Source organism: Streptomyces rubiginosohelvolus (genome assembly GCF_014649875.1).
Classification (GTDB): Bacteria; Actinomycetota; Actinomycetes; order Streptomycetales; family Streptomycetaceae; genus Streptomyces; species Streptomyces rubiginosohelvolus.
Map to the genome: position 1 here is coordinate 41,784 of NZ_BMTW01000011.1, position 21,329 is coordinate 63,112.

The following is a 21,329-nucleotide window of genomic DNA, read 5'->3' on the forward strand; positions in this document are numbered from 1 at the left end:
CACCACCGGCCGTTAGGTTGTGGGGGAAAGCCTGCGGGCAGCCGGACACGCGATGGGGGCCAGTATGAGCATGAAAAAGGGAAGCAACGTTCCGGTGCCGGCCGGTATCGTCCGCGTCGAACTGGGATGGCACGCCGCGCCGGGGGGCCCGGACGTCGACGCCTCCGCGCTCCTGCTGGTGGCGGGCAAGGTCCGCAGCGACGCCGACTTCGTCTTCTACAACCAGCCGGCCCACGCCTCCGGAGCGGTCCGGCACGAGGGCAAGCGGACCGCCCCCGACGGGGTCACCGACACCCTCCTCGTCGACTTCGGGAAGGTCGAGCCCGGGATCGAGCGCATCGTCGTCGCGGCCTCGGCGGACGGCGGGAGCTTCGGCCGGGTGAGCGGACTGTACGTGCGGGTCACGGACGCGGCGGGCGGTTCGGAACTGGCGCGTTTCGAGAGCGCGGACGCCACGGTCGAGACCGCCTTCATCCTCGGCGAGCTGTACCTCCGTCAGGGCGCCTGGAAGTTCCGGGCGGTAGGCCAGGGCTACAGCACCGGCCTCGAAGGCCTGGCGACGGATTTCGGCATCTCCGTGGACGAACCGCAGCAGGCCCCGCCCGCCCCGCAGGCTGCCGCCCCGGCCGCCCCGGCCCCGGCTCCCGAGCCCGCCGCGGCACCGGCCGCCCCGCAGCCCCCCGCTCCGGCGGCCCCGCCCGTCACGCAGCCCGTACGACTGACCAAGATCACGCTGACGAAGAGCGCCCCGTCCGTCTCGCTCGCCAAGCAGGGCGGCACCTCCGGTGCGCTGCGCGTCAACCTCAACTGGGAAGTGCGCAAACAGTTCAAAGGCTGGGGAGCGAAACTCGGACGGGCCGTCGCCATGCACGCCGATCTCGATCTTGATCTCTGCGCACTCTACGAACTCACCGATGGACGCAAGGGAGTTGTGCAGTCTCTCGGAAACGCGTTCGGTTCTCTGAATCAGCCGCCCTTTATCCATCTCGACGGGGACGACCGCACCGGCGCGCTCTCCACCGGCGAGAACATGACCATCAACCTCGACCACAAGAACCAGCTGCGGCGCGTACTGATCTTCGTCACCATCTATGAAGGTGCCCGGAGTTTCGCCGATCTCCATGCCACGGTCACCCTGCAGCCGCAGAACGGCGCAGCCGTCGACTTCTCCCTCGACGAGTGCACCGTGCCCTCCACCGTCTGCGCCCTCGCCCTCATCACCAACGACGGCGGCGACCTCACCGTGCAGCGCGAGGCCCGCTACCTCGTCCCGGACCGGGGCGTCAGCCCCCAGCGCACCATCGACGCCGCCTACGGCTGGGGCATGAACTGGACGCCCGGCCGCAAGTGACGACCCGCGCCCGCCCGGACCGGCCGCCCGCCTTCCGGCGGCATCACCGGTCGGGCGCGGCCTCCGGGCGCGCGTAGGTGCGGCCCTTCCAGGCCGCTCCCCGCCCCCGGTAGTGCTGCACGGCCGAGTCGACCGTCATCAGCAGGTACAGCACCGCCGTCAGCGGCAGCAGCGGGCCCAGCCACAGCGACTGCCGGTAGTACGCCAGCATCGGCAGATACGTCGCCGTCATCACCGCCCAGGCCGCGCCGCCCGCCCAGGCCGCCGCCGCGTCACCCGCCAGCAGCCCCGCCACCAGCGTCGCGGGCGGCGCCACATATACGAGCAGCAGCCCCGGGACCGTCCCCGCCAGCAGCAGCGGGCTGTGCCGCAACTGCGCGTACGCACTGCGCGCGACCATCCGCCACAGATCCGCGAGACGGGGATACGGCCGAACGCTGTCCACCCGCTCCGCGAGCCCCAGCCAGATCCGGCCGCCGCTGCGCCGCACCTCCCGCGCCAGCGACACGTCGTCGATCACCGCCTGCCGGATCGACTCCGGGATCCGGGCCCGCTCGGCGGCCTCCGTACGCAGCAGGACACAGCCCCCCGCCGCCGCGGCCGTCCGCGACCGGGCGCTGTTCACCCGGCGGAACGGGTAGAGCTGCCCGAAGAAGTAGACGAACGCGGGCACCACCAGGCGCTCCCAGACGCTCTCCACCCGCAGTCGCGCCATCTGCGACACCAGGTCGAAACCGTCGGGCCCGCCGGGGCCGGCCGCGGTCACCAGATCGCGCAGGCTGTCCGGCTCGTGCGCGATGTCCGCGTCGGTCAGCAGCAGGAAGTCCGGCTTGTCCCGCCGGGCCACCGCGATCCCGTGCCGCAGGGCCCACAGCTTGCCCGTCCAGCCCCGCTCGGGCTCCCCGGGCGTCACCACCGTCAGCGGGAGACCGCCGTACCGGGCGGCCAGGTCCCGGGCCAGCTGCCCGGTGCCGTCGCTGCTGCAGTCGTCGACGAGGATGATCCCCGCCTCTCCCGGATAGTCCTGGACCAGCAGCGACGGCAGGCTCACCGGCAGCATCGCCGCCTCGTCGCGGGCAGGCACGACCACCGCGACCGACGGCCAGCGCGCCGGGTCGGTGCGCCGGGGGAGCCGCTGGTCCGTCCGCCAGTAGAAGCCCTGCCCCAGCAGCAGCCACACCCACGCGATCAGCGAACCCACGGCGATCCAGGCAACGGCGCTCATCCGCCGAAGTCTGCCCCACCGAGCCGGGTTCGCAAGGGCTGTCGGCTAGGGTGACCGGGTGAAGATCGCGCTCATGGACTCCGGAATCGGCCTGCTGGCGGCAGCGGCCGCCGTGCGCCGCCTGCGGCCCGACGCCGAGCTGGTGCTCTCCTCCGACCCCGGCTCGATGCCCTGGGGGCCGCGCACCCCCGAGGACCTGACCGCCCTGGCCCTGGACGTCGCCCGCGCCGCCGCCGCCCAGCGCCCCGACGCGCTGATCATCGCCTGCAACACGGCCTCGGTCCACGCCCTGCCGGCGATCCGCGCCGAGCTGGAACCCGCCCTGCCGGTCATCGGCACGGTCCCCGCGATCAAGCCCGCCGCCGCAGGGGGCGGCTCCGTCGCCATCTGGGCCACCCCGGCCACCACCGGCAGCCCCTACCAGCGCGGACTGATCGCGGAATTCGGCGGCACCGCCGAGGTCACCGAGGTCCCGTGCCCCGGACTCGCCGACGCCGTGGAGCACGGCGACGAGGCCGCGATCGACCGGGCCGTCGCGGCGGCCGCCGCCCTCACCCCGCCCGACGTCCGGGCCGTCGTCCTCGGCTGCACCCACTACGAGCTGGTCGCGACCCGGATCCGCGACGCCGTGCAGCGCCCCGGCCGCCCGCCGCTCGCCCTGCACGCCTCCGCCGGGGCGGTCGCCGCCCAGGCGCTGCGCCGCATCGGCGCGGAACCCACCCCGACGGCCGCACCCTCCGGCGCGCTCACCGTGCTGCGGGCGGGCCGGGTCGCCGTCCTCCCGGACGCCGCCCTGACCTACGCGGAAGGCCGGATCCTGGCCGCCGGAGCGCCCGTCCGCTGACCGTACAGCCGATCGGACGGCTCGCCCGATCGGCCCCCGCAGCCCCGGCCGGGAGCCCGGAACCCGGCTACGCTGCTGAATATGACCGACCACCCCGAGAGTGCGAGGCACGGGTCGAGCCAGGCGCCGCCCACGGAGTGGAACGGCCGCGCCACCAACCGGCTCCAGTGGCTGCTGGCCCTCGCGGGCGCGGGATGTGTGGCGCTCGGTATCGAACTCGCCGTCGACGGAGCCTGGACCTCGGGCATCGCCCCGCTGCTCATGTCCGTGATCGGCTGCCTCGCCGCCGGACTGCTGATCCTCTTCGGCACGCTCGCCTTCGTCCATGTGGCCGTCAAGGTCGACGGGGACAGCCTGGAGGTCCGCTGCGGCCACGCCGGCCTGCCGCGCCGCCGGATCCTGCTCAGCCATGTCACGGGCGCGGAGTTCGTCCCCCGGATCAATCCGCGCGAATGGGGCGGCTGGGGCTACCGCTGGCGCCCCGAACAGGGCACCGCCGTGGTGGTCCGCAAGGGCGAGGGCATGGCCCTGCGCCTCGGCGACGGCCGGACCTTCACCGTCACGGTCGACGACGCGGAGACGGCCGTACGGTTCATCCGGCAACGCCTGCATCTGCCGTCCTCGGGGAAACGGCCCGGCGACTGACCGGGCAGGGGCGTCGCCGGGCATCGCGTCCGGTGGCCGGGCAGCCCCGGTGGCGAGCACCCCGCCTGGTCGGCGGGCGGCCCCGGCGCCCGGCACCCACGCCGCCCCGGCGACGAGCCGCCCCACAGCCACCGGTGACCCGGCCCCGCGCAGGTCAACGCCGCCGCTCACAGCCGCCCACCGTAGACTCCGGCGGGTGAGCGCCACCATGACCCCCGTCGACGATTCGCCGCCCCCGGCAGCCCCTCGGGCCGCCGGACTGCCCCGGCGGCTCCTCCGCCCGGCCGCCGCCGTGCTGTCCGGGCTCCTGCTCTACGCGAGCTTCCCGCCCCGGACCGTGTGGTGGCTCGTGCTGCCCGGGTTCGCGCTGCTCGGCTGGGTGCTGCACGGGCGTCGGCTGCGGGCCGCGTTCGGCCTCGGCCTCCTCTCGGGCCTCGGCTTCATGCTGCCGCTGCTCCACTGGACCGGCGAGGACGTCGGCCCGGTGCCGTGGCTGGCCCTCGCCGCCGCGGAGGGGCTCTTCATCGCCGTGGGGTGCCTGGGCGTCGCCGCGGTGACCCGCCTCGCGTACTGGCCCGTGTGGGCGGCCGCGGTCTGGACGCTGGACGAGGCGGTCCGCGCCCGCATCCCGTTCGGCGGCTTCCCCTGGGGCAAGATCGCCTTCGGCCAGTCCGAGAGCGCCTTCCTGCCGCTCGCCGCGCTCGGCGGCACTCCGCTGCTCTCCTTCGCCGTCGTGCTGTGCGGCTTCGGCCTCTACGAGGCGGTGCGCCAGGTCATGGCGTACCGCTCCACCGGGAAGATCCCCCGCGCCGCCGTCGCCGGGGCCGCCGCGAGTGTCCTCGTACCCATCGCGGGGGCCCTCGCCGCGCTGCCCCTGGTCGACGACTCGGCCGAGAACGGCACGGCCACCGTCGCCGCGGTCCAGGGCAACGTGCCGCGCCTCGGCCTCGACTTCAACGCCCAGCGCCGCGCCGTCCTCGACAACCACGCCCGGCGCACCGCCGAGCTGGCCGAGGAGGTGAAGGCGGGCAAGGAGAAGCAGCCCGACTTCGTGCTGTGGCCGGAGAACTCCTCCGACCTCGATCCCTACCTCAACGCGGACGCCCGCCAGGTCATCGATGACGCGGTCAAGGCGATCGGCGCCCCCACGGTCGTCGGCTCGGTGGTCGAGAAGGGCTCCGACAGCCTCCGCAACACGCTGATCGAGTGGGACCCGGACCGGGGTCCCGTCGACACCTACGACAAGCGCCACATCCAGCCGTTCGGCGAGTACATGCCGATGCGCACGGTCGCCCGCTTCTTCAGCGAGGACGTGGACCGGGTGCAGCGCGAGTTCGTCCCCGGCACCGAGGTGGGCGTCTTCGACCTCGCGGGGACGAAGGTGGGGCTCGTGACCTGTTACGAGGCCGCCTTCGACGACGCCGTACGCGACACCGTGACCCACGGCGGGCAGATGATCGCCGTGCCGAGCAACAACGCGACCTTCGGCCGCAGCGAGATGACCTACCAGCAGCTGGCCATGTCCCAGGTGCGGGCCGTCGAGCACGGCCGGGCCGTCGTCGTCCCCGTCACCAGCGGGGTCAGCGCGGTGATCCGGCCCGACGGCACGATCGTGGAGAAGAGCGGGATGTTCACCCCCGACGCCCTCGTCGACGAGGTCCCGCTGCGCTCCTCGCTGACCCCCGCCACCCGGATGGGCCCGCTGCCCGAGGGCGTCATCGCGCTGCTGGCCCTGGCGGGCCTGGGCTGGGTGACCGTCTCGGCGCTCCGGGCCCGCAAGGTGCCGGGCGCCGGGAAGTAGCACCACAACCGGCCACGTAGGCTCGGATCCATGGCTACTCCCGACTTCATCCGTGACATCCGCGCCACCGCCGGGCACCAGCTGCTCCTGCTGCCCGGCGTGACGGCCATCGTGCTCGACGACGAGGGCCGGGTGCTGCTGGGCCGGCGCGCGGACACGGGGAAGTGGTCGGTCATCGGAGGGATCTCCGAGCCCGGGGAGGAGCCGGCGGCGACGGCGGAGCGCGAGGTGCTGGAGGAGACCGGGGTGCACTGCGTGGCCGAACGGGTCGTGCTCACCCAGGCGCTGGAGCCCGTGCAGTACGCCAACGGCGACCGCTGCCAGTACCTGGACGTCACCTTCCGCTGCCGGGCGACCGGCGGCGAGGCGCGGGTCAACGACGACGAGTCGCTGGAGGTGGGCTGGTTCCCGCTGGACGGGCTCCCGCCGCTCGGCGAGTTCGCCCTGTTCCGGATCAAGCAGGCCCTCACCGAGGGGCCCGCCTGGTTCCAGCCCACCCCGCGCACGACCTGAACCTCTCCTGCACGGTTAGGGTTCCCGTCACCTCTACTCCACGGTGAAGGTCCCGGTCGCCCCGGTGAACGGCGTGATCTTCCCGAACAGGTTCTTCGCGTCCCCGTGGTGGACGATCCGGTAGGTGCCGGGTGCGGTGTCCGCCGCGATCTTCCAGGTGATCGTGGCCTTCGAGGTGCCGGTCAGACCGTTGAGCCGGGTCCAGCGGTAGGTGGTCTCCCAGTCACCGTCGTCCAGCACCCGCTTCCAGGTGCCGTTCTCCAGCCGCTGGACCTCCAGGAAGGTGGAGCCCCGGCGGACGTTGTTCTTCGGGTGGCCGGTGGCGAACTCGACGGTGGCGGTGGAGCCGCGCGCGTACGAGTTCTCCGGGGCCTTGAGGACTCCGCCGAACGCCTTGCCCGAGGGCGGGTTGTCGTACACGACCCCCGTCTGGAAGGTGAACTGCCTCGCCGACTCGTCCGCCGGCGACGTGCCCCGGTCCAGGGCCGTGCCCTCGCGCAGGGACTCGGCGATGCGGGCGTACTCCTGCTGGTAGGCGGGCAGGGTGTAGCGGCCGTACAGCGTCGAGCCGCCCTCGTAGTTCTGGGTGTCGTACTCCTCCGGCGTCGTGGCGTACTGGCTGTAGGCGTTGGCGTACCCCTGGAGCAGGACGCGGTCCAGCGGCACGCCCAGCCGCTCGGCCACCGTGCGGCGTACGCGGAGGCCGGAGGCGATCGTGAACTCGCCCGGGGCGGCCACCAGGTGCAGCTCGCCGATCTTCATGATCTGCAGGGGGAGCCGCTTCGGGGTGACCGGGTGGACGTTGCTCAGCAGGCCCGTGGGGATCAGGCTCGCCTTGGGGTACTGGCAGGACTGGAGCCAGGACGGGGTGTCGATGCGCAGCGCTTCGAGGATGGGCGCGATCGGGGTGCGCATGCCCTCCTCGAAGAGCGGGATGGCCGGGCCGTCCTCGACGCTGCCCGCGAGCGTGGACGCGCCCACGACGGCGGGGCAGGTGCGGTGCTCCTTGCCGTCCGGGGTGTACTCCGGCCGTACGGTCACGTTCTCCATGTCGACATAGGCGAGCCGGGAGTCGACCCCTCCGGCGACGGGCCGCGCGTCCTCGTAGATCTCCCGGGCCTTGTCGAGCTGGCGCTCGCCGATGATGCGGGCGTTCTCGAACTCGTCCTCGGTGGGCCCGGAACCGGGCTTCAGGTTGAGGTTGGGGGACATGTCGCCGGCGTTGGTGTTGGGGAAGGCCGCGACGAACCCCGGGGTGTCGTCGAGGTAGCGGACGCCTTCGTGGTCGTGCTCCCAGGCGTAGGAGGCGTAGCCCTTGTTGTCGGGGCTGATGAGCGTGTTCTTGTTGGTGATGGAGGTGTTGTGGGTGGCGAACCAGTTGATCGCGCCCGCGTCCTTGTCGCCCTGCTTGAAGCGCAGCACGGTCATCGCCGGGTCGATGCCGTCGGGGAAGGCGGCCCGGTCGGCGGCCGGATTGCGGTCGAACGCCTCCCGGGAACGGTTGACGCTGGCGTTGGTCAGGGTCCCGGTGCCGAGGCTCATCGTGCCGGGCTTCAGGTCCTCGTGCGCCTCGGCCACGGACTCGGTGATGCCGTCGACGATCGCCCGGTAGGTCTCCTTCTGGAAGCCGAGGACGGAGAGGTTGTAGGCGACGTTGTGGGAGTACCCGCCCGGCCCCGAGTGGGTGTGGGTGGCCGAGAGGAGGACGTTGTCCTCGCCGTACAGGCTGCCGTAACGCTCCTTCAACTGCGCCATGACGCCCTGCCGGACGGACTGGAAGATCATCGCGAGGTCGGCGTTGACGTACACCACCCGCTTGCCGCTCGCCCGGTCGACGACGACGAAGGCGCGCGACCGCTGCCGCTGGTGGATGCCCGAGGTCTTCTGGTCGAAGCTGGAGTAGCCCATCATCCCTGTCTCGGCCGCCTCGCCCGTGACATCGGCGATGCCGCGCCCGACGAGGTAGCCCGTGTCCTCGGCAGCGCCCGACGCGGACGCGGGGGAGGGGGCGCCGAGGGTGACCGCTCCGAGGGCTGCGGCGAGCAGGGCGACGGGAAGCCGGCGCCGGGAGCGGCGGACGGTGGGGGGTGGCATGGAACCTCCTGGGGCGGGAGACGGGATGCCGGGGCCCGGTCGGCGGCTCACCGACGTGGGGGCCGGGGCAGTGCCCCGACCGTAGAGCAGTGTGACCTGCGTCGCATAGATGTCTACCGGCCAGTAGAGCTCTCGCGCCGGTGCCGCGCCCGCATACGCCTCGTTGACAGGTGCATGCCGCATTGTTCTACTGAGTGGCGGATCAATTGGCCAGTACGGGAGGAGGATATTCATGCAGGCAGTTGAGGAAAAGGTCCAGAGCGGAACGGACCGGAACGCCGATGAGGTATTCGATCTGGTGATCGGCGATCTGGAACAGGAAATTCCGCCGCTCGCCTCTCCGACGAACTCGGGCAGCGGCACCGCCTGTGGTACGTGCGCGGGCGTCTACTGCTGTTGATGCGTGGCGGGTGGCGCCGGCCTGGTCCGGCGTCACCCGGTCGCGCCGTCCGTCCATCGGTGACGAGTCGGAGGCTGCTGTGCCGGATTCCCCCCTGGACCCCCGGGTGCTCTGGGAGATGCGCGCCCCGGGTGAGGCCTCCGGAACGGCCGCTGACCGGGACGTAACTCCCCAACTGCCACCAGCGGCACGGCGGATGGTCGACGCCGTCCGCAAGGGCGAGGCCGGCGGAATGTTCCCGCCTGTGGTCGCCGCGGGCCCCGAGGGGACCGTCGCGGTCGACCGGCTGCTCGGCGGCGAGAGCGACGCGCGGATGATCGAACATGCCCTCCGCGACCGGCGGTTCGCGCCGCTGCTGGAGCTGTGGGAGCGGCTCGACGGCTGGTGCGCCCATTCCCGGCAGCGCTATTCGTCCGTTATTTCTCCCGAAATACTCGACATCACGAACGCCGACCTATTCGGCCCCGTGGTATCCGAGGCATTCGTCGCCTGCGCTGCCGGGAAGCCGCGCTACGCCCACGACCGGGTGGCCGAGTGGTCGGTGCGCTGCGAGGAATTCCTGACGCTCTTCCTCGACCGGTTGCTGCGGGACATGAACACCTGCTGGCCCCACGAACCGGCGTTCCGGGGCCCGGTCGTCGGACTCTGGACCCACGGCGAGGAGACCCACAACGGACGCCAGCGCGTCCTGCGCCTCGACTGCGCGGGCGGCGGCCGAGTCGCCTACAAGCCCCGTCCGGCCTCCGGTGAGCTGCTGTTCACCCAGGCCGCCCGAACCGGCGCGACAGCTTCGCCCGCCTCGCTGTTCGACCTGCTCAACCAGGCACCCGCCGCGTCCGGCGGGATCCGGCTCCCCGTGCTGTCCTGCTGGCCCGGGGCCGAGCCCGGCTACCTCTGGCAGGAGTGGATCGAACCGCCCGCCCAGTGGGGGCCGATCCGCACCTCCGGGCCGTGGGAACTGACCGGCACCCGGCTGACCCCGGCGGAGTCGGGGCGGTTCTGGCACCGGACCGGTTCGCTGACCGCCGCCACGTTCGCCTTCGGGATCACCGACATGATTGGCGGCAACGTGGTCACCGGGAGCAGACCCGGCGACCCGGAACCGCTGCTCCACCCGATCGACCTGGAGATCTACTTCTGCCGGGTCCCGCGCCTCTACGACACCGGCCTCCTGCACGACGCGACCGCCGAGATCGACCAGCACCACGTCGGCCTGGAACGCACCGCCCGCTGGTGCAGCGCCGAGGGCCCGCCGGTGGTCTGGAGCCCGCGGCCGGCGGGCGCGCTGAGCCTGCACCGCCGCCGGGTCTCCTTCGCCCGGGACGAGACCAGGAACGTCGTCGCCGACACCGAAGGGCGGACCGGCTACGGGCCCTACCTCCCGGCCATGCTGCGCGGCATGTTCGACGCCTGGACCCTGATGTGCCGGCAACGGCCCGCCATCCGGGACTTCCTGGCGACCGCCACCGCCGGCCACTACGTCAGGGTCCTGCGGCAGCCCACGTTCCGGTACTTCGACGCGCTCGTGCCCCGCTGGCTGTCCGGAGGCGGGGCCGCACCCCGTCCCGCCGAACCAGACGTCCACTTCGACCGGTCCGAGACCGACCAGCTGCGGCGCATGGACGTGCCCTACTTCGTCCGCTCGCTGGAGGGCGGCCCGGTGCTCGGCGTCGAGCCCCCGCCCGGGCCGTTCGGCACGTCCCGGGTCGCGGCCCGGCCGGAACCCGAGGGCGGCTGGCCCCCGCTGCCCCAGCTGCTGGAGGGGGGGAACCTCACCCTCGCCGGTCTCGGGGTGGCCCTGCGGGACGCCGTGGAGCACGTCTTCGACGATGTGACCGACCACGTCGTCACGGACGCCGCGCTCGGCGTGCGGCTGCATCTGCAGAGCCCCTCCGAGGGCCGGGTCTCCTTCGACTGGCCGGAGGCCGGACGGCGGATCACCTACCTCTGGGACCGGCAGAAGGTGCGGCTGAGCATCGACCCGGTCGACGCGCCCGAGGCCCCCGCCGAGCCCGCGCCCGCCGGGGAGATCCGGCGCAGGCTGCTGCGGCTGGACCGGCTCGACGGCACGATCCGGATGCCGTGGGCCGACGGCGGCATGTGCGACGAGAGCGCGGAGCGCCGGCTGCGGGAACTGACCGACGCCGGAATCGCCTGGCTCGCCACGGTCGTGGCCGACCACGGATGGCCGGGACACGCCCTCGTGGGCGCGGAGGCGGCCGCCGCCGCGAGCCGCCTCGTACAACACGCCAGGGAGAACCTCGACTTCCGGCACCGCTGCCTGGAGCTGATGCGGGACGCGGCGGAGCGCCGGGATCTGCCGTGGCGTGAAGTCGCCTATCTCACGGACGAGTTGCGCGTCGACCAAGGGCGCCCGCAGGTCTACGGGACCAAGTTCGAGCCCGTCGCGGGCGAGTTGGTGCCCTGGCCGGTCGAGGAGCCGGAGCAGGTGGACCGGCGGCGCGCCGCGCTGGGCATGGAACCCCTGGCCGATCACACGGACCGGATCCGGCGGCGCTTCCCCCTGGGGGACGCCGGGCGGACCCCGGCCGGAAGGGAAGCGACATGAGCACCCTCGCCCCCGAGACACGGCGGACGCCGCCCGGCGGTGTCGACTGGGAGCTGTTCGGGCAGCGCTACTGGGACCGGCGGCCCGTCCGGCTGCACGCCAGGCCGCCGTTCGGCCTCGACGCGGTCCACCCCCTGAACGTCGCCTCGTGCGCCCCCTTCCGCGTCGGAACCCGGTTCTGGGTGATGCCCGACGTCCGGTTCCTCGTCGGCGACGGCTGGCTGCGTGCCCCCGGGGCCCTCCTGCCGGACGCCACCGATCCGAGCCTGGACGCCTACCTCGACCGGTTCGACGCCGACAGCGGGCGCCAGGGCTACCTGCTGACCGTGCGTCAGCCGCTCCTCCTGGACCACGCGCTGTGGTCCGCCGTACGGGACACGGTCAGCGGGCTGTGGCGGCAGGTCGGCTGGCCCAACCTCCCCGTCGTCGCCGAGGTGCTGACCGGCGACCGGTTCACCCAGCACGTCGGCGCGACCGAGGCCCCGACCCACGCGGCGCTGACCTGGGTGCTGCGCGGCCGGATGGACGTACGGCTGTGGGACGAGCGCGGCGGGCCCCCGCCCCCGGACATCGCCGACCCGGACCGGGCGGTACCCGGGGTGCGCACCCTGAGCGCGGGGGCCGGGGAGCTGCTGTACTGGCCCGGCGACCAACGGCACGTGGACACCTACCGGGACCGGTGCGTCGCCCTACGCCTGCGGATCCCCGTCGACCGGACCCTGCCGTTCACCGCCCTGCGGGACCTGCTCGCGGACCTGGTGCACGCCGGGCAGGGCAACGACGAGACCGTGCCCTACTTCCCGTTCGGCCCCGGAACCGGCATCGACGGCCAGGACGGCGTGCTGCCCCGGCTGACCGGGCTCGGCGACGACCTGCGCACGGTCGTGGACGGCGAACACCTGCGCAGGACCCTGCGGATCCGCTGGGCCGCCCTGCGCTCCGCCGCCGGCCTCGAACCGATCCCGGTGCCCCGCGAGGGCGTCACCATCACCCGGTCCACCCGCTTCCGCCGCACCGGCGAGATCGTCCGGATGCCCGACGGGCCCGCGCACGAGGTCTGGGCGGTGGACGGGAACGTCTTCACCCTGCCGCGAGCGGCGGGCGACCGGGTGTACGCCGCGCTCGGCGACGGAGAGGAGACCGGGGCCGACGAGGTCTGCCGCGCGCTGGCCGCGGGCGACGACGACCGGAACGCGGCGACGGTGCTCGCGCTGCTCGACAAGCTGTACCGGCTGCGTGGCATCGACCTGGCCGAGGAGGGGACACGATGACGCTGACCGTCGAGAAGTCCTTCGACTGGGACACCTTCACCGAGCGGTTCTGGGACCGGCAGCCCGTGCTCTACAAGGCCGTCGACGCCGTGCCGTTCGCCGAGTCCGAGGTGTTCCGGTCCGCGGTGCTCGGCAGCCGCCCGCCCCACCCGCTGGCCGTACCGGGCAACCTCCAGTTCCTCGTACGGCGAAGGCAGCAGACCCGGCCCCACGACTATCTGCCCGAGCTGTCCGACGCATCGTTCGACGGCTACGAACAGCGCATGGCCGACCGGCTGGGCGGACAGCGCTACGCCCTCGTCGTCCACCGCTTCCACTCCTTCTCCCACCCGCTGTGGGACCGCGCGCAGCGGTTCTACGCCGGACTGTGGGAGCGGGTCGGCCAGCCCACGCACAGCGCGGGCTCCACGATGTTCCACGGCTCCTACGAGCACAGCCCGGTCGGCGTGCACCAGGACCGCTTCGCCACCTTCATGTTCTGCGTACGCGGCACGAAGCGGATGAGGTTCTGGGCCGAGCGCCCGTGGTCGGACCCGGTGCACACGGTGCTGGACTACCAGCCCTACCTGGCCTCCTCGTTCGTCGCCGAGGTCGAACCCGGCGACCTGCTCTACTGGCCCTCGCGCTACTACCACGTGGGGGAGAGCACCGGGGACGCCCCGGCGACCAGCGTCAACGTGGGCATCCCGCGCCGCGAGCACCGGCCGTACTACGAGATCAAGGACCTGTTCCGGGGCACCCGGCCCGCCGCGTCCGCCCCGCTGTTCACCCCGGACGCCGCCCCGGGCGGCCGCCTCGCCGCCGAACTGCCCACGGCCCTCGCCGACGCCGTGGACGCCTTCGCGGCCCGCCTGGACCAGGACCGGTTCGCCGACCGGGCCACCGAGCTCGCCCTGCGGGTGAGAACGGCGGGCGGCTTCTGGCCGACCGAACCGCCCGCCGCGCCCCGCCCCCTGGACGACGACACCCCCGTACGCGGCTGCGCCCCGCTGCTGCCCGCACCCGGCAAGGGCCCGCGCCGCTGGGCCACCGGCGGCCATGTCACCTCGGGCGCGACCACCGCCGAAGCCCTCGCGGTCCTGCGCCGGCTGGACGCCGGGGAGGCGGTACGGGTTGGTGAACTGCCCGAGACCGGCCGCGCGGAGGTCCGCCGCCTGCTGCAGGAACTGGAGAGCTTCCGTGCCGTCATCCGCGTCGACGCCCACTGACCGCTCGCCCCGCGGGCAGGCCGGCAGGGAGACCGCCACCGGGAACGACCGCGAGCCGGCGCACCGGGAGGCCGCCGCCCGGGTCGTCGCCGAGGTCGCGGACCGGCTGGCCGACCCCGAGCGGGTGGCCCGCATCGCCGGTGTGCCGGACAACCTCATGCACTACCCGGGCGACCCCCAGCCGGTGTGGGACCCGCTCCAGCTCTCCGACGGACACCCCGGAGTCGCCCTGCTGTACGCCGAGTTGGCCGTCACGGACCCGGCTCTGCGCCACCGGGCCCACGCACACCTGTCCGCAGGACTCGCGGCCGGGATCAGGCCGGTGCCCCAGTCGCTGTTCGGCGGCATGGTGGCGCTCGCGTACGCCGGACACACGACGGCCGTCGGCTCCGGCGGCTACACCGCGATGCTCGCCGGACTGGACCGGCACATCCTCGACCGGGCCCGGACCCGCGCCCGCGCCGACCTGGAGCGGTCCCGCGCCGGGGAGCCCGCCGGGGCGTGGAGCCGCTACGACGTCCTCGCCGGCACCGCCGGGATCGGCCGCTATCTGCTGGCCCGCCACCTGGCGGCGGACGGGCAGGAGGCGCGGGAGGCGGCCGGAGCCGCGCTGACCGAGGTGCTCACGTCCCTGGTGGCCGTGGCCACCGCCGACGACATCACCCGGCACGGCTCTCGGCTGCCCGCGTGGTGGGTCACCGACGGGCTGGACCACGGGCTCCCCGAGCACGTCAACCTCGGCCTCGCCCACGGTGTCCCCGGCCCGCTGGCCCTCCTCGCCCTCGCCTGGCGGGCGGGGGTCCGGGTGGACCGCCAGGACGAGGCCGTCGAACGGATCATGGCGCTGCTGACCCGCCTGCGCACCCGTGACGATGCGGGCCCACGCTGGCCGCACCTGATGTCACGCGAGCGCATCGAGAAGGAGGAGCCGCCGGAGCGCGGACGGGACTCCTGGTGCTACGGAGCGGCCGGTGCGGCCCGCGCCGTCCACCTCGCCGGAACCGCCCTGGACCGGCCGGACTGGCGTGCCGACGCGGAGGCCGCGCTGCGCGGTGCGCTGACGGTGGCGAGCGACGAGTCGATCCGCGACTCCGCGCTGTGCCACGGCTGGGCCGGGCTCCTGCAGATCGCGCTGCGCACCGCCGAGGACACCGGCGACCCGGAACTCCACGCCACCGCCGACCGGTTGGCGGCCCGCGTGCTGGAGGGATTCGACCCCGGTTCGCCGTTCGGCTTCCGCTACGCGCACGCGCTCGCGCGGAGACCGCTCGACCGCCCCGGCTTCCTGGAGGGGGCGGCGGGCATCGCCCTGGCCCTGCACACGTACGCCACCGGCCGTGCGCCGGTCACCTCCTGGGACAGCGCCCTGATGCTGAGCTGAGCGCGGTCGTACGCCGGTGCGATAGTAGGGGCCACCCCGTCAGGCCCCGACCGGAGGAATCGCCCGTGCACTACGAACTCGCCGACCGGCTGGTCATCGGGATCGCGTCCAGCGCCCTGTTCGACCTGTCCGAGTCGGACGCCGTCTTCCGGGAGCAGGGCGAGGAGAGCTACCGCGCCTACCAGGAGAAGCACGTGGGCGACCCGCTCCGCCCGGGCGCCGCGTTCCCCTTCATCCGCCGGCTGCTGTCGCTGAACGACCTCGGCGAGGTGAACGACCCCTTGGTCGAGGTGATCGTCCTGTCCCGCAACGACCCCGACACCGGGCTGCGGGTCATGCGTTCCATAGAGAGCCACCACCTGCCCATCAGCCGGGCCATCTTCACGCAGGGCCGCTCGCCCCACCGCTTCATGCCCGCCCTCAACATGTCCCTGTTCCTGTCGGCGCACGAGGGGGACGTCCGGGAGGCGGTCGCCGCCGGACTGCCCGCGGGCCACGTCCTGGGCGCCCCGTACGAGGACGACGCGGACGACCACGACCTGCGGATCTCCTTCGACTTCGACGGGGTCCTCGCCACGGACGCCTCGGAGCAGGTGTTCCAGGAGGGCGGGATCGAGAAGTTCCGCGCCCACGAGGTCGCGAACGCCGCCGTCCCGCACGACGCCGGGCCGCTGCGGGACTTCCTGGCGAACGTGAACCGGATCCAGCACCGGGAGGAGCAGGAGCGCCGGAAGGATCCCGACTACCGGATCCGCCTGCACGTCTCCATCGTCACGGCACGCAACGCGCCGGCGCACGAGCGGGCGGTGCAGAGCCTCAAGGGGTGGGGTGTGACCGTCAACGACGCGTTCTTCCTCGGTGGCATCGACAAGGGCCGGATCATGGGCATCCTGAAGCCGCACATCTTCTTCGACGACCAGCAGGGTCACCTGGCCAGCACCTCGCGGACCACCCCGAGCGTGCACGTACCGTTCGGCAAGCTCAACGAGCCCGCGGCCACCGCGGTCCCGGACGCCTGAGCGCGTACGGGACCGCCGGTACGTGTACGGGACCGCCGCCCGCCCTCAGCGCGGCGACCCCCGCCACAGGTTCCGCACCCGCAGCCACACATCGCGCGCCTGGCGGCCCGCCGCCGTCCGGCTCCGCGCCACCAGCTCGCGGGCCTGCTCGGGCGTCTCCACCATCGGGCCCGAACCGCGCAGCGGCCGCCCCGCCGTCTCGTGCAGGAAGAAGGTGGCCACCAGACCGATCACCCCGGCCACCATCAGGTAGTAGGCGGGCACCATCTCGTTGCCCGTGGCCTCCACCAGACCCGACGTGAACAGCGGGGTCGTACCGCCGAACAGCGACACCGAGATGTTGAAGGCGATCGACAGCGCCCCGTACCGCAGCCGCGTCGGGAACAGGGCCGGCAGCGTCGAGGCCGCCGTTCCCGCGAAGCAGACCAGCAGCAGCCCGAGCACCGCGCACCCGAGGGCGGGCAGCAGGATGCCGCCCTGCCGGATCAGCAGGAAGGCGGGCGCGGCCAGCGCGATCAGGGCCACGCTGCCCGCCATGAAGACGGGTCTGCGGCCCCACCGGTCCGAGGTCCGGCCCACGGTGGTGATGAGCAGCACCACCAGCAGCATCGTGCCGAGCACCAGCAGCTGCGAGGTGGTCTCCGGCTCGCCCAGGGTGGAGGACATGTACGTGGGCAGATAGGACGTCACCATGTAGTTCGTGACGTTGTACAGCAGCACCAGACCCATGCAGATGAGCACGGCCTCCCAGTGCTTCGTGAAGATCTCCTTGAGCCGTCCCTTGCCCGACTGCCGGGCCTCCTCGACCGGATCGTCCCCGGAACCGGAACCCGAGCGCTCGGCGGCCTGATAGGCCTCCTCCTTCTGGAAGGCGGGCGTCTCCTCCAGCTTCAGCCGCATGTACAGCCCGATGATGCCCATCGGGCCCGCGACGAAGAACGGGATGCGCCAGCCCCAGTCCGTCATCCCGTCCGTGCCGAGAACGGCGGTGAGCACGGTGACCAGACCCGACCCCAGCGAATAGCCGACGAACGTGCCGAAGTCGAGCCAGCTGCCCAGGAACCCGCGCCGCTTGTCGGGGGCGTACTCCGCGATGTACGTCGTGGCGCCCGCGTACTCGCCGCCGGTGGAGAAACCCTGCACCAGGCGGCAGACCAGGAGCAGCAGCGGGGCGGCGAAGCCGACGGCCGCGTACGTGGGCAGGAACCCGACGGCGAAGGTGCTCGCCGCCATCATGATCATCGTGAGCGCGAGAACCTTCTGCCGCCCCACCCGGTCGCCCAGAGGACCGAAGACCAGACCGCCCAGCGGGCGCACCAGGAAGGCCGCCGCGAAGGTCGCGAACGTCGACACCACCTGGGCGCCCGGCGAGCTGGAGGGGAAGAAGACCTTGCCGAGCGTGCCGGCCAGATAGGCGTAGACCCCGAAGTCGAACCACTCCATGGTGTTGCCGAGGGCCGCCGCCGTCACGGCCCGCCGGACCTTCGGCGGATCGGTGACGGTGACGTCGTCCTCCTGGTACGACTTCTTCCGCCGCCGGATGAGGGTGCGGACCATGCGCTCCACGGCCACGTTGTCACGTTCGCGCCGGGGAGTACGCCCCCGGCGTGCAGGTCCCGCCATCGGTCCGCCCTCTCCGCCCGCGAGGACGGCCGCCGCGGTGGGGCACGGGGCGTCCCGGAGCTCAGCGCCTCCGATTCTGGCCCCGCCGCCGCGACCCGGCCTCCCGGGCGGTGCGCATGGGTGAGGGGTGCGGGGGAGAGGAGCGGCGACGCGCCTACTTCACGCTGCCCGCCGTGAGCCCCGACCGCCAGTACCGCTGGAGCAGCAGGAACGCGACCACCAGCGGCAACAGTGCCAGGAGCGAACCGATCACCATCAACGGGTAGTAGTCGGGGTTGATGGGGGCGGCCGCGTTCCAGCTGTACAGGCCGAGGCTGAGTGGATACAGCGACTCGTCGGACAGCATCACCAGCGGCAGGAAGAAGTTGTTCCAGATCGCGGTGAGCTGGAACAGGAAGATCGTCACATAGCCGGGGGCGATCATCCTGAGACCGACCGAGAAGAAGCTCCGCAGCTCGTTCGCCCCGTCCACCCGTGCTGCCTCCAGCACCTCGTCCGGCACGTAGGAAGCGGAGAACATCCGGGCCAGATAGACGCCGAAGGGGTTGAAGAGCACCGGGATCAGGACCGACCACACCGTGTTGGCGAGGCCCAGGTCGGAGGCGAGCAGATACATCGGCAGCGCGAGGACGGTCGCCGGGACCATGACGGAGATCAGGATCAGCGCGAACAGCGGACGCTTCCCGGTGAACTCGAACTTGTCGAAGACATAGCCGGCGGCGGTGCTGATCAGCGCCCCGACGGCCGCGCCGCCGACCGCGTACAGCAGGCTGTTGCCGTACCAGCGCAGATACGCCCCGTCGTCCTGGGCGAGCAGCGTCCCTATGTTGTCGAACAGCGCGAAGTGGGACAGGTCGAAGAATTCGGAGGCGAACAGCGCCTCGGAGTCCACCGCGGAGGCGACGAGCAGCCACAGCAGCGGCAGGAGCGCGTAGAGGGCGCTGACCCCGACCACGAGGTTGGCCGCCGCCGGGCCGTACCAGCCGGTCCGGCGCGGGCGGCCCGGCGGACGCCCGGTCGCGGGCGAGGAGTCTGCCGACGCGGCCGGCGCCGGCGGGGTGGTGCGGACCGACGTACTCACGGGCGGGCCTTTCTCGAAGAGGTGACACGTGTCTTCCGTCGCGCCGAACCGGCCGAACCACGCGTCACGGCGAAGGACAGGGCACAGCAGACGATGAGGAGGAGGACGGAGGCGGCGGAGGCCAGGCCGTAGTTGTTCCGGGTGAACGCCGCGTCGAAGATGTACATGTTGGGCGTGTAGCGCGGGCTGATCAGCGGGGTGGCCTTCGCCAGCAGCATCGGCTCGGTGAACAACTGGAGCGCGCCGATCGTCGTGAAGATCGCGACTGTCGAGAGCGTGGAGCGCACCAGCGGCACCTTGATGGTCAGCGCGGTGCGCACCGGGCCCGCCCCGTCCATCGCGGCGGCCTCGATCAGCTCCCGGGGAATGGCCTTGAGCGCGGCGAAGAAGATGACCGCCGTGTAGCCGAGGCCGCTCCACAGCGCGATGTTCACCAGCGACGGCACGATCATCGTCAGGCCCAGGAAGTTCACCGTGATGTCGACGCCCTGGAGGGCGTCCAGCACGGGGGAGATCCCCGGGGTGTAGAGGTACAGCCAGATGACCGTGGCGATGATGCCCGGCACCGCGTGCGGTACGAACAGCACCGTCTGGGTGAGCTGCCGCGCCCGGATCAGCCCCGAGTCGAAGAGCAGCGCGAGGGCGAGGGCGCCCACCAGGACCAGCGGGATGAAGACCACCGCGTAGAGCAGGGTGATCCCGACGCCCCGGACGAAACTCGGGTCGGACAGGACGGCGGTGTAGTTGCGCAGCCCGGCGAAGGCCGTGCGGGCGTTGCCGAAGCCCAGGCCGCTGTGCGAGGTCGAGAAGAAGCTCAGGTAGACGGCGTACAGGGTCGGGACGACGAACACCGCGACCAGCAGGACGCCGAACGGACCGAGAAGGGTGGAGACGGCCAGCCGCTGCGGGCGGCGCGCAAGGCGGGAGTCGGTGGCTGTCATGCCTTCGGTGGCTGTGCTCATACGGTCGGCGGCGGTGCTCATGCTTGCCTCACAGAAAGACCCAGGCTGCGCAGGTCGGGCAGCGTCTCGGATTGGGCGGTGCGCAGCGCCTCGGTGATGGTCGTGCCGTACTCCAGCCGGGCCAGCCCCTGGTGCAGCGAGGTCGCGGTCGCCTGCATACGCGGACCCCACGTCCAGCCGGTGCGCAGCAACCTGGCTTGCTGCTCGACGAGTCGGTAGACGTCCTGGCCGCCGTAGAACACCGTGTCGAACTCGCGGGAGGCGTTGGCCACCAGACCGGCGTCTGCCGGCAGGATGCTGGAGCGGCCGCCGGAGAGGCGGGCGGTGATCGCTTCGGGCGCGGTGGTCATCCACTCCAGGAACCGCATCGCGCGTTCCTTCTTGTCGCTGTCGGCGGTGATGGCGTGCACGGAGACCCCGTCGGTCCCCACGATGTCCTCGCCGCCCTCCCAGCGGGGCAGCGGGGCCACCCGCCAGCGCCCCGACGTGCCGGGCACGGACCGGACGAGGGCGGCGAGCCCCCACGGCCCCACGAGATGCGAGGCGACCGCGCCCCGGGCGAGCGCGGACAGCCACTGCTGGCTGGAGCCGGGGGCGAACATCAGCACCTTCTCGTCGACCAGGCCCTGCCAGAACTCCGCGACCCGCCGGCTCGGTCCGCCGAGGAAGTCCAGCACCCAGGCGTCGTCCTCGATGGCGAACCACTGCCCGCCGCTCTGCATGGTGTGCCCGGCCAGCACGTTGTACGCGTTGGGGTGGAAGGTCGCGAGGTCGACGCCCGCGTCCCGCTTCAGCCGGCGGGCCGCCTCCCCGAACTCCTCCCAGGTGGTGGGTGGTTCGATACGGTGCCGGGTCAGGATGTCCTCGCGGTAGGCGAAGAGCATCGGCCCGAGGTCGACCGGAATGCCGTACGTCCGGCCGTCCAGCACCCCGTTGGTCCACGCCTGCGGACCGAGCCGTTCACGCAGCCGGGGCGTGACGAGACCGGTCAGGTCCGCACAGACGCCGTCGATGGCGAAGGACGGCAGATCGGCGTCGACGAGCGTCACGATGTCCGGCGCGTTCCCGGCCCGCGCGGCGTTCGACAGCTTCGCGTTTCCGCCCGCGAGCCCGGACGTCATCGGGGAGAAGTCGACGGGCTCCTCCGGGTGCAGTTCGTTCCAGGCCGCGACCAGGGTGTCCGTGCCGCGCAGTGCCGACCACAGGGTCAGTGGGCCGTCGGGGCCGCTCGGCCCCGCATCGGATCCACCCCCGCACGCGGTGGCGGTGACGCCGGCCAGGGCGGTCCACAGCCCGGCGGAGAGCAGGCGCCGTCTGCCGAGCGCCGGGCTAGCCATGACGG

At 72.6% G+C, this 21,329-nt stretch carries 17 protein-coding genes; 11 read left to right on the forward strand and 6 right to left on the reverse strand.

The annotated features are described in order from the left end of the window. Positions 1–52: 52 nt before the first annotated feature. Positions 53–1,351 (forward strand): TerD family protein, encoded by a 1,299-nt coding sequence (locus tag IE134_RS23175; protein ID WP_030712797.1) that lies wholly within the window; start codon positions 53–55, stop codon positions 1,349–1,351. A gap of 43 nt (positions 1,352–1,394) precedes the next feature. Here the strand turns inward: IE134_RS23175 and IE134_RS23180 are convergent, their stop codons facing one another. Then, positions 1,395–2,576, reverse strand: coding sequence for a glycosyltransferase (locus IE134_RS23180; protein ID WP_030712800.1), 1,182 nt, complete (start codon positions 2,574–2,576; stop codon positions 1,395–1,397). A 58-nt stretch (positions 2,577–2,634) separates the two neighbouring features. Here IE134_RS23180 and IE134_RS23185 point away from each other — a divergent pair, with 58 nt between their 5' ends. From IE134_RS23185 to IE134_RS23200, 4 genes are all read left to right on the forward strand, one after another. After that, the gene (locus IE134_RS23185; RefSeq protein WP_098017223.1) at positions 2,635–3,420 is read left to right on the forward strand and encodes a glutamate racemase; all 786 of its coding nucleotides are present in this window, start codon (positions 2,635–2,637) and stop codon (positions 3,418–3,420) included. 81 nt (positions 3,421–3,501) lie between these two features. Beyond that, on the forward strand, positions 3,502–4,065 hold the full coding sequence (locus IE134_RS23190) for a hypothetical protein (protein WP_030712805.1): 564 nt from the start codon (positions 3,502–3,504) through the stop codon (positions 4,063–4,065). Between the two features lie 208 nt (positions 4,066–4,273). Further along, positions 4,274–5,866 carry an apolipoprotein N-acyltransferase gene (gene lnt / locus IE134_RS23195; RefSeq protein ID WP_098017222.1) on the forward strand — a complete coding sequence of 531 codons (1,593 nt, stop codon included), beginning with the start codon at positions 4,274–4,276 and terminating at the stop codon, positions 5,864–5,866. Between the two features lie 30 nt (positions 5,867–5,896). After that, positions 5,897–6,379 carry an NUDIX hydrolase gene (locus IE134_RS23200; protein WP_030712810.1) on the forward strand — a complete coding sequence of 161 codons (483 nt, stop codon included), beginning with the start codon at positions 5,897–5,899 and terminating at the stop codon, positions 6,377–6,379. A gap of 33 nt (positions 6,380–6,412) precedes the next feature. Here IE134_RS23200 and IE134_RS23205 read toward each other — a convergent pair whose 3' ends face one another. After that, positions 6,413–8,473 carry a neutral/alkaline ceramidase gene (locus IE134_RS23205; RefSeq protein ID WP_030712812.1) on the reverse strand — a complete coding sequence of 687 codons (2,061 nt, stop codon included), beginning with the start codon at positions 8,471–8,473 and terminating at the stop codon, positions 6,413–6,415. Between the two features lie 232 nt (positions 8,474–8,705). Between IE134_RS23205 and IE134_RS23210 the strand changes: the two genes are divergently transcribed. The 6 genes from IE134_RS23210 (at position 8,706) to IE134_RS23235 (ending at position 16,321) form a co-directional block, all read left to right on the forward strand. Beyond that, a complete protein-coding gene (locus IE134_RS23210; RefSeq protein WP_007449166.1) occupies positions 8,706–8,873 on the forward strand; it encodes a hypothetical protein in 168 nt (55 codons plus the stop codon). Positions 8,874–8,991: 118 nt separating this feature from the next. Continuing rightward, on the forward strand, positions 8,992–11,442 hold the full coding sequence (locus IE134_RS23215) for a DUF4135 domain-containing protein (protein WP_229823716.1): 2,451 nt from the start codon (positions 8,992–8,994) through the stop codon (positions 11,440–11,442). Beyond that, positions 11,439–12,713, forward strand: a complete 1,275-nt coding sequence (locus IE134_RS23220) for a hypothetical protein (protein WP_189431574.1) — start codon at positions 11,439–11,441, stop codon at positions 12,711–12,713. The genes IE134_RS23215 and IE134_RS23220 overlap by 4 nt, the downstream gene beginning before the upstream one ends. Beyond that, a complete protein-coding gene (locus tag IE134_RS23225; protein WP_030712828.1) occupies positions 12,710–13,921 on the forward strand; it encodes a JmjC domain-containing protein in 1,212 nt (403 codons plus the stop codon). Before IE134_RS23220 ends, IE134_RS23225 begins: the two co-directional genes overlap by 4 nt. Then, positions 13,893–15,302 carry a lanthionine synthetase C family protein gene (locus IE134_RS23230; protein WP_098017218.1) on the forward strand — a complete coding sequence of 470 codons (1,410 nt, stop codon included), beginning with the start codon at positions 13,893–13,895 and terminating at the stop codon, positions 15,300–15,302. Before IE134_RS23225 ends, IE134_RS23230 begins: the two co-directional genes overlap by 29 nt. A 65-nt stretch (positions 15,303–15,367) precedes the next feature. Then, positions 15,368–16,321: a 5'-nucleotidase gene (locus IE134_RS23235; RefSeq protein ID WP_030712834.1), complete on the forward strand. Its 954-nt coding sequence runs from the start codon at positions 15,368–15,370 to the stop codon at positions 16,319–16,321. Positions 16,322–16,366: 45 nt separating this feature from the next. Here the strand turns inward: IE134_RS23235 and proP are convergent, their stop codons facing one another. The 4 genes from proP to IE134_RS23255 all read right to left on the reverse strand — a co-directional run bounded on the left by proP (position 16,367) and on the right by IE134_RS23255 (position 21,324). Continuing rightward, positions 16,367–17,878 (reverse strand): glycine betaine/L-proline transporter ProP, encoded by a 1,512-nt coding sequence (proP, locus tag IE134_RS23240; RefSeq protein WP_030712837.1) that lies wholly within the window; start codon positions 17,876–17,878, stop codon positions 16,367–16,369. 220 nt (positions 17,879–18,098) lie between these two features. Next, on the reverse strand, positions 18,099–19,025 hold the full coding sequence (locus tag IE134_RS23245) for a carbohydrate ABC transporter permease (RefSeq protein ID WP_050513669.1): 927 nt from the start codon (positions 19,023–19,025) through the stop codon (positions 18,099–18,101). Then, positions 19,022–20,008, reverse strand: coding sequence for a carbohydrate ABC transporter permease (locus IE134_RS23250; protein WP_189431576.1), 987 nt, complete (start codon positions 20,006–20,008; stop codon positions 19,022–19,024). Before IE134_RS23250 ends, IE134_RS23245 begins: the two co-directional genes overlap by 4 nt. Beyond that, entirely contained in the window at positions 20,005–21,324 is a 1,320-nt protein-coding gene (locus IE134_RS23255) for an ABC transporter substrate-binding protein (protein WP_098017216.1), read from the reverse strand. Before IE134_RS23255 ends, IE134_RS23250 begins: the two co-directional genes overlap by 4 nt. Positions 21,325–21,329 lie beyond the last annotated feature (5 nt).

What these genes read in the sequence shown, in the direction of transcription:
- IE134_RS23175 (WP_030712797.1), top strand. Translation starts at nt 53, where the DNA reads ATGGGGGCCAGTATGAGCATGAAAAAGGGAAGCAACGTTCCGGTGCCG.
- IE134_RS23180 (WP_030712800.1), bottom strand. Translation starts at nt 2,576, where the DNA reads ATGAGCGCCGTTGCCTGGATCGCCGTGGGTTCGCTGATCGCGTGGGTG.
- IE134_RS23190 (WP_030712805.1), top strand. Translation starts at nt 3,502, where the DNA reads ATGACCGACCACCCCGAGAGTGCGAGGCACGGGTCGAGCCAGGCGCCG.
- lnt (WP_098017222.1), top strand. Translation starts at nt 4,274, where the DNA reads ATGACCCCCGTCGACGATTCGCCGCCCCCGGCAGCCCCTCGGGCCGCC.
- IE134_RS23200 (WP_030712810.1), top strand. Translation starts at nt 5,897, where the DNA reads ATGGCTACTCCCGACTTCATCCGTGACATCCGCGCCACCGCCGGGCAC.
- IE134_RS23205 (WP_030712812.1), bottom strand. Translation starts at nt 8,473, where the DNA reads ATGCCACCCCCCACCGTCCGCCGCTCCCGGCGCCGGCTTCCCGTCGCC.
- IE134_RS23210 (WP_007449166.1), top strand. Translation starts at nt 8,706, where the DNA reads ATGCAGGCAGTTGAGGAAAAGGTCCAGAGCGGAACGGACCGGAACGCC.
- IE134_RS23215 (WP_229823716.1), top strand. Translation starts at nt 8,992, where the DNA reads ATGCGCGCCCCGGGTGAGGCCTCCGGAACGGCCGCTGACCGGGACGTA.
- IE134_RS23220 (WP_189431574.1), top strand. Translation starts at nt 11,439, where the DNA reads ATGAGCACCCTCGCCCCCGAGACACGGCGGACGCCGCCCGGCGGTGTC.
- IE134_RS23225 (WP_030712828.1), top strand. Translation starts at nt 12,710, where the DNA reads ATGACGCTGACCGTCGAGAAGTCCTTCGACTGGGACACCTTCACCGAG.
- proP (WP_030712837.1), bottom strand. Translation starts at nt 17,878, where the DNA reads ATGGTCCGCACCCTCATCCGGCGGCGGAAGAAGTCGTACCAGGAGGAC.
- IE134_RS23250 (WP_189431576.1), bottom strand. Translation starts at nt 20,008, where the DNA reads ATGAGCACCGCCGCCGACCGTATGAGCACAGCCACCGAAGGCATGACA.
- IE134_RS23255 (WP_098017216.1), bottom strand. Translation starts at nt 21,324, where the DNA reads ATGGCTAGCCCGGCGCTCGGCAGACGGCGCCTGCTCTCCGCCGGGCTG.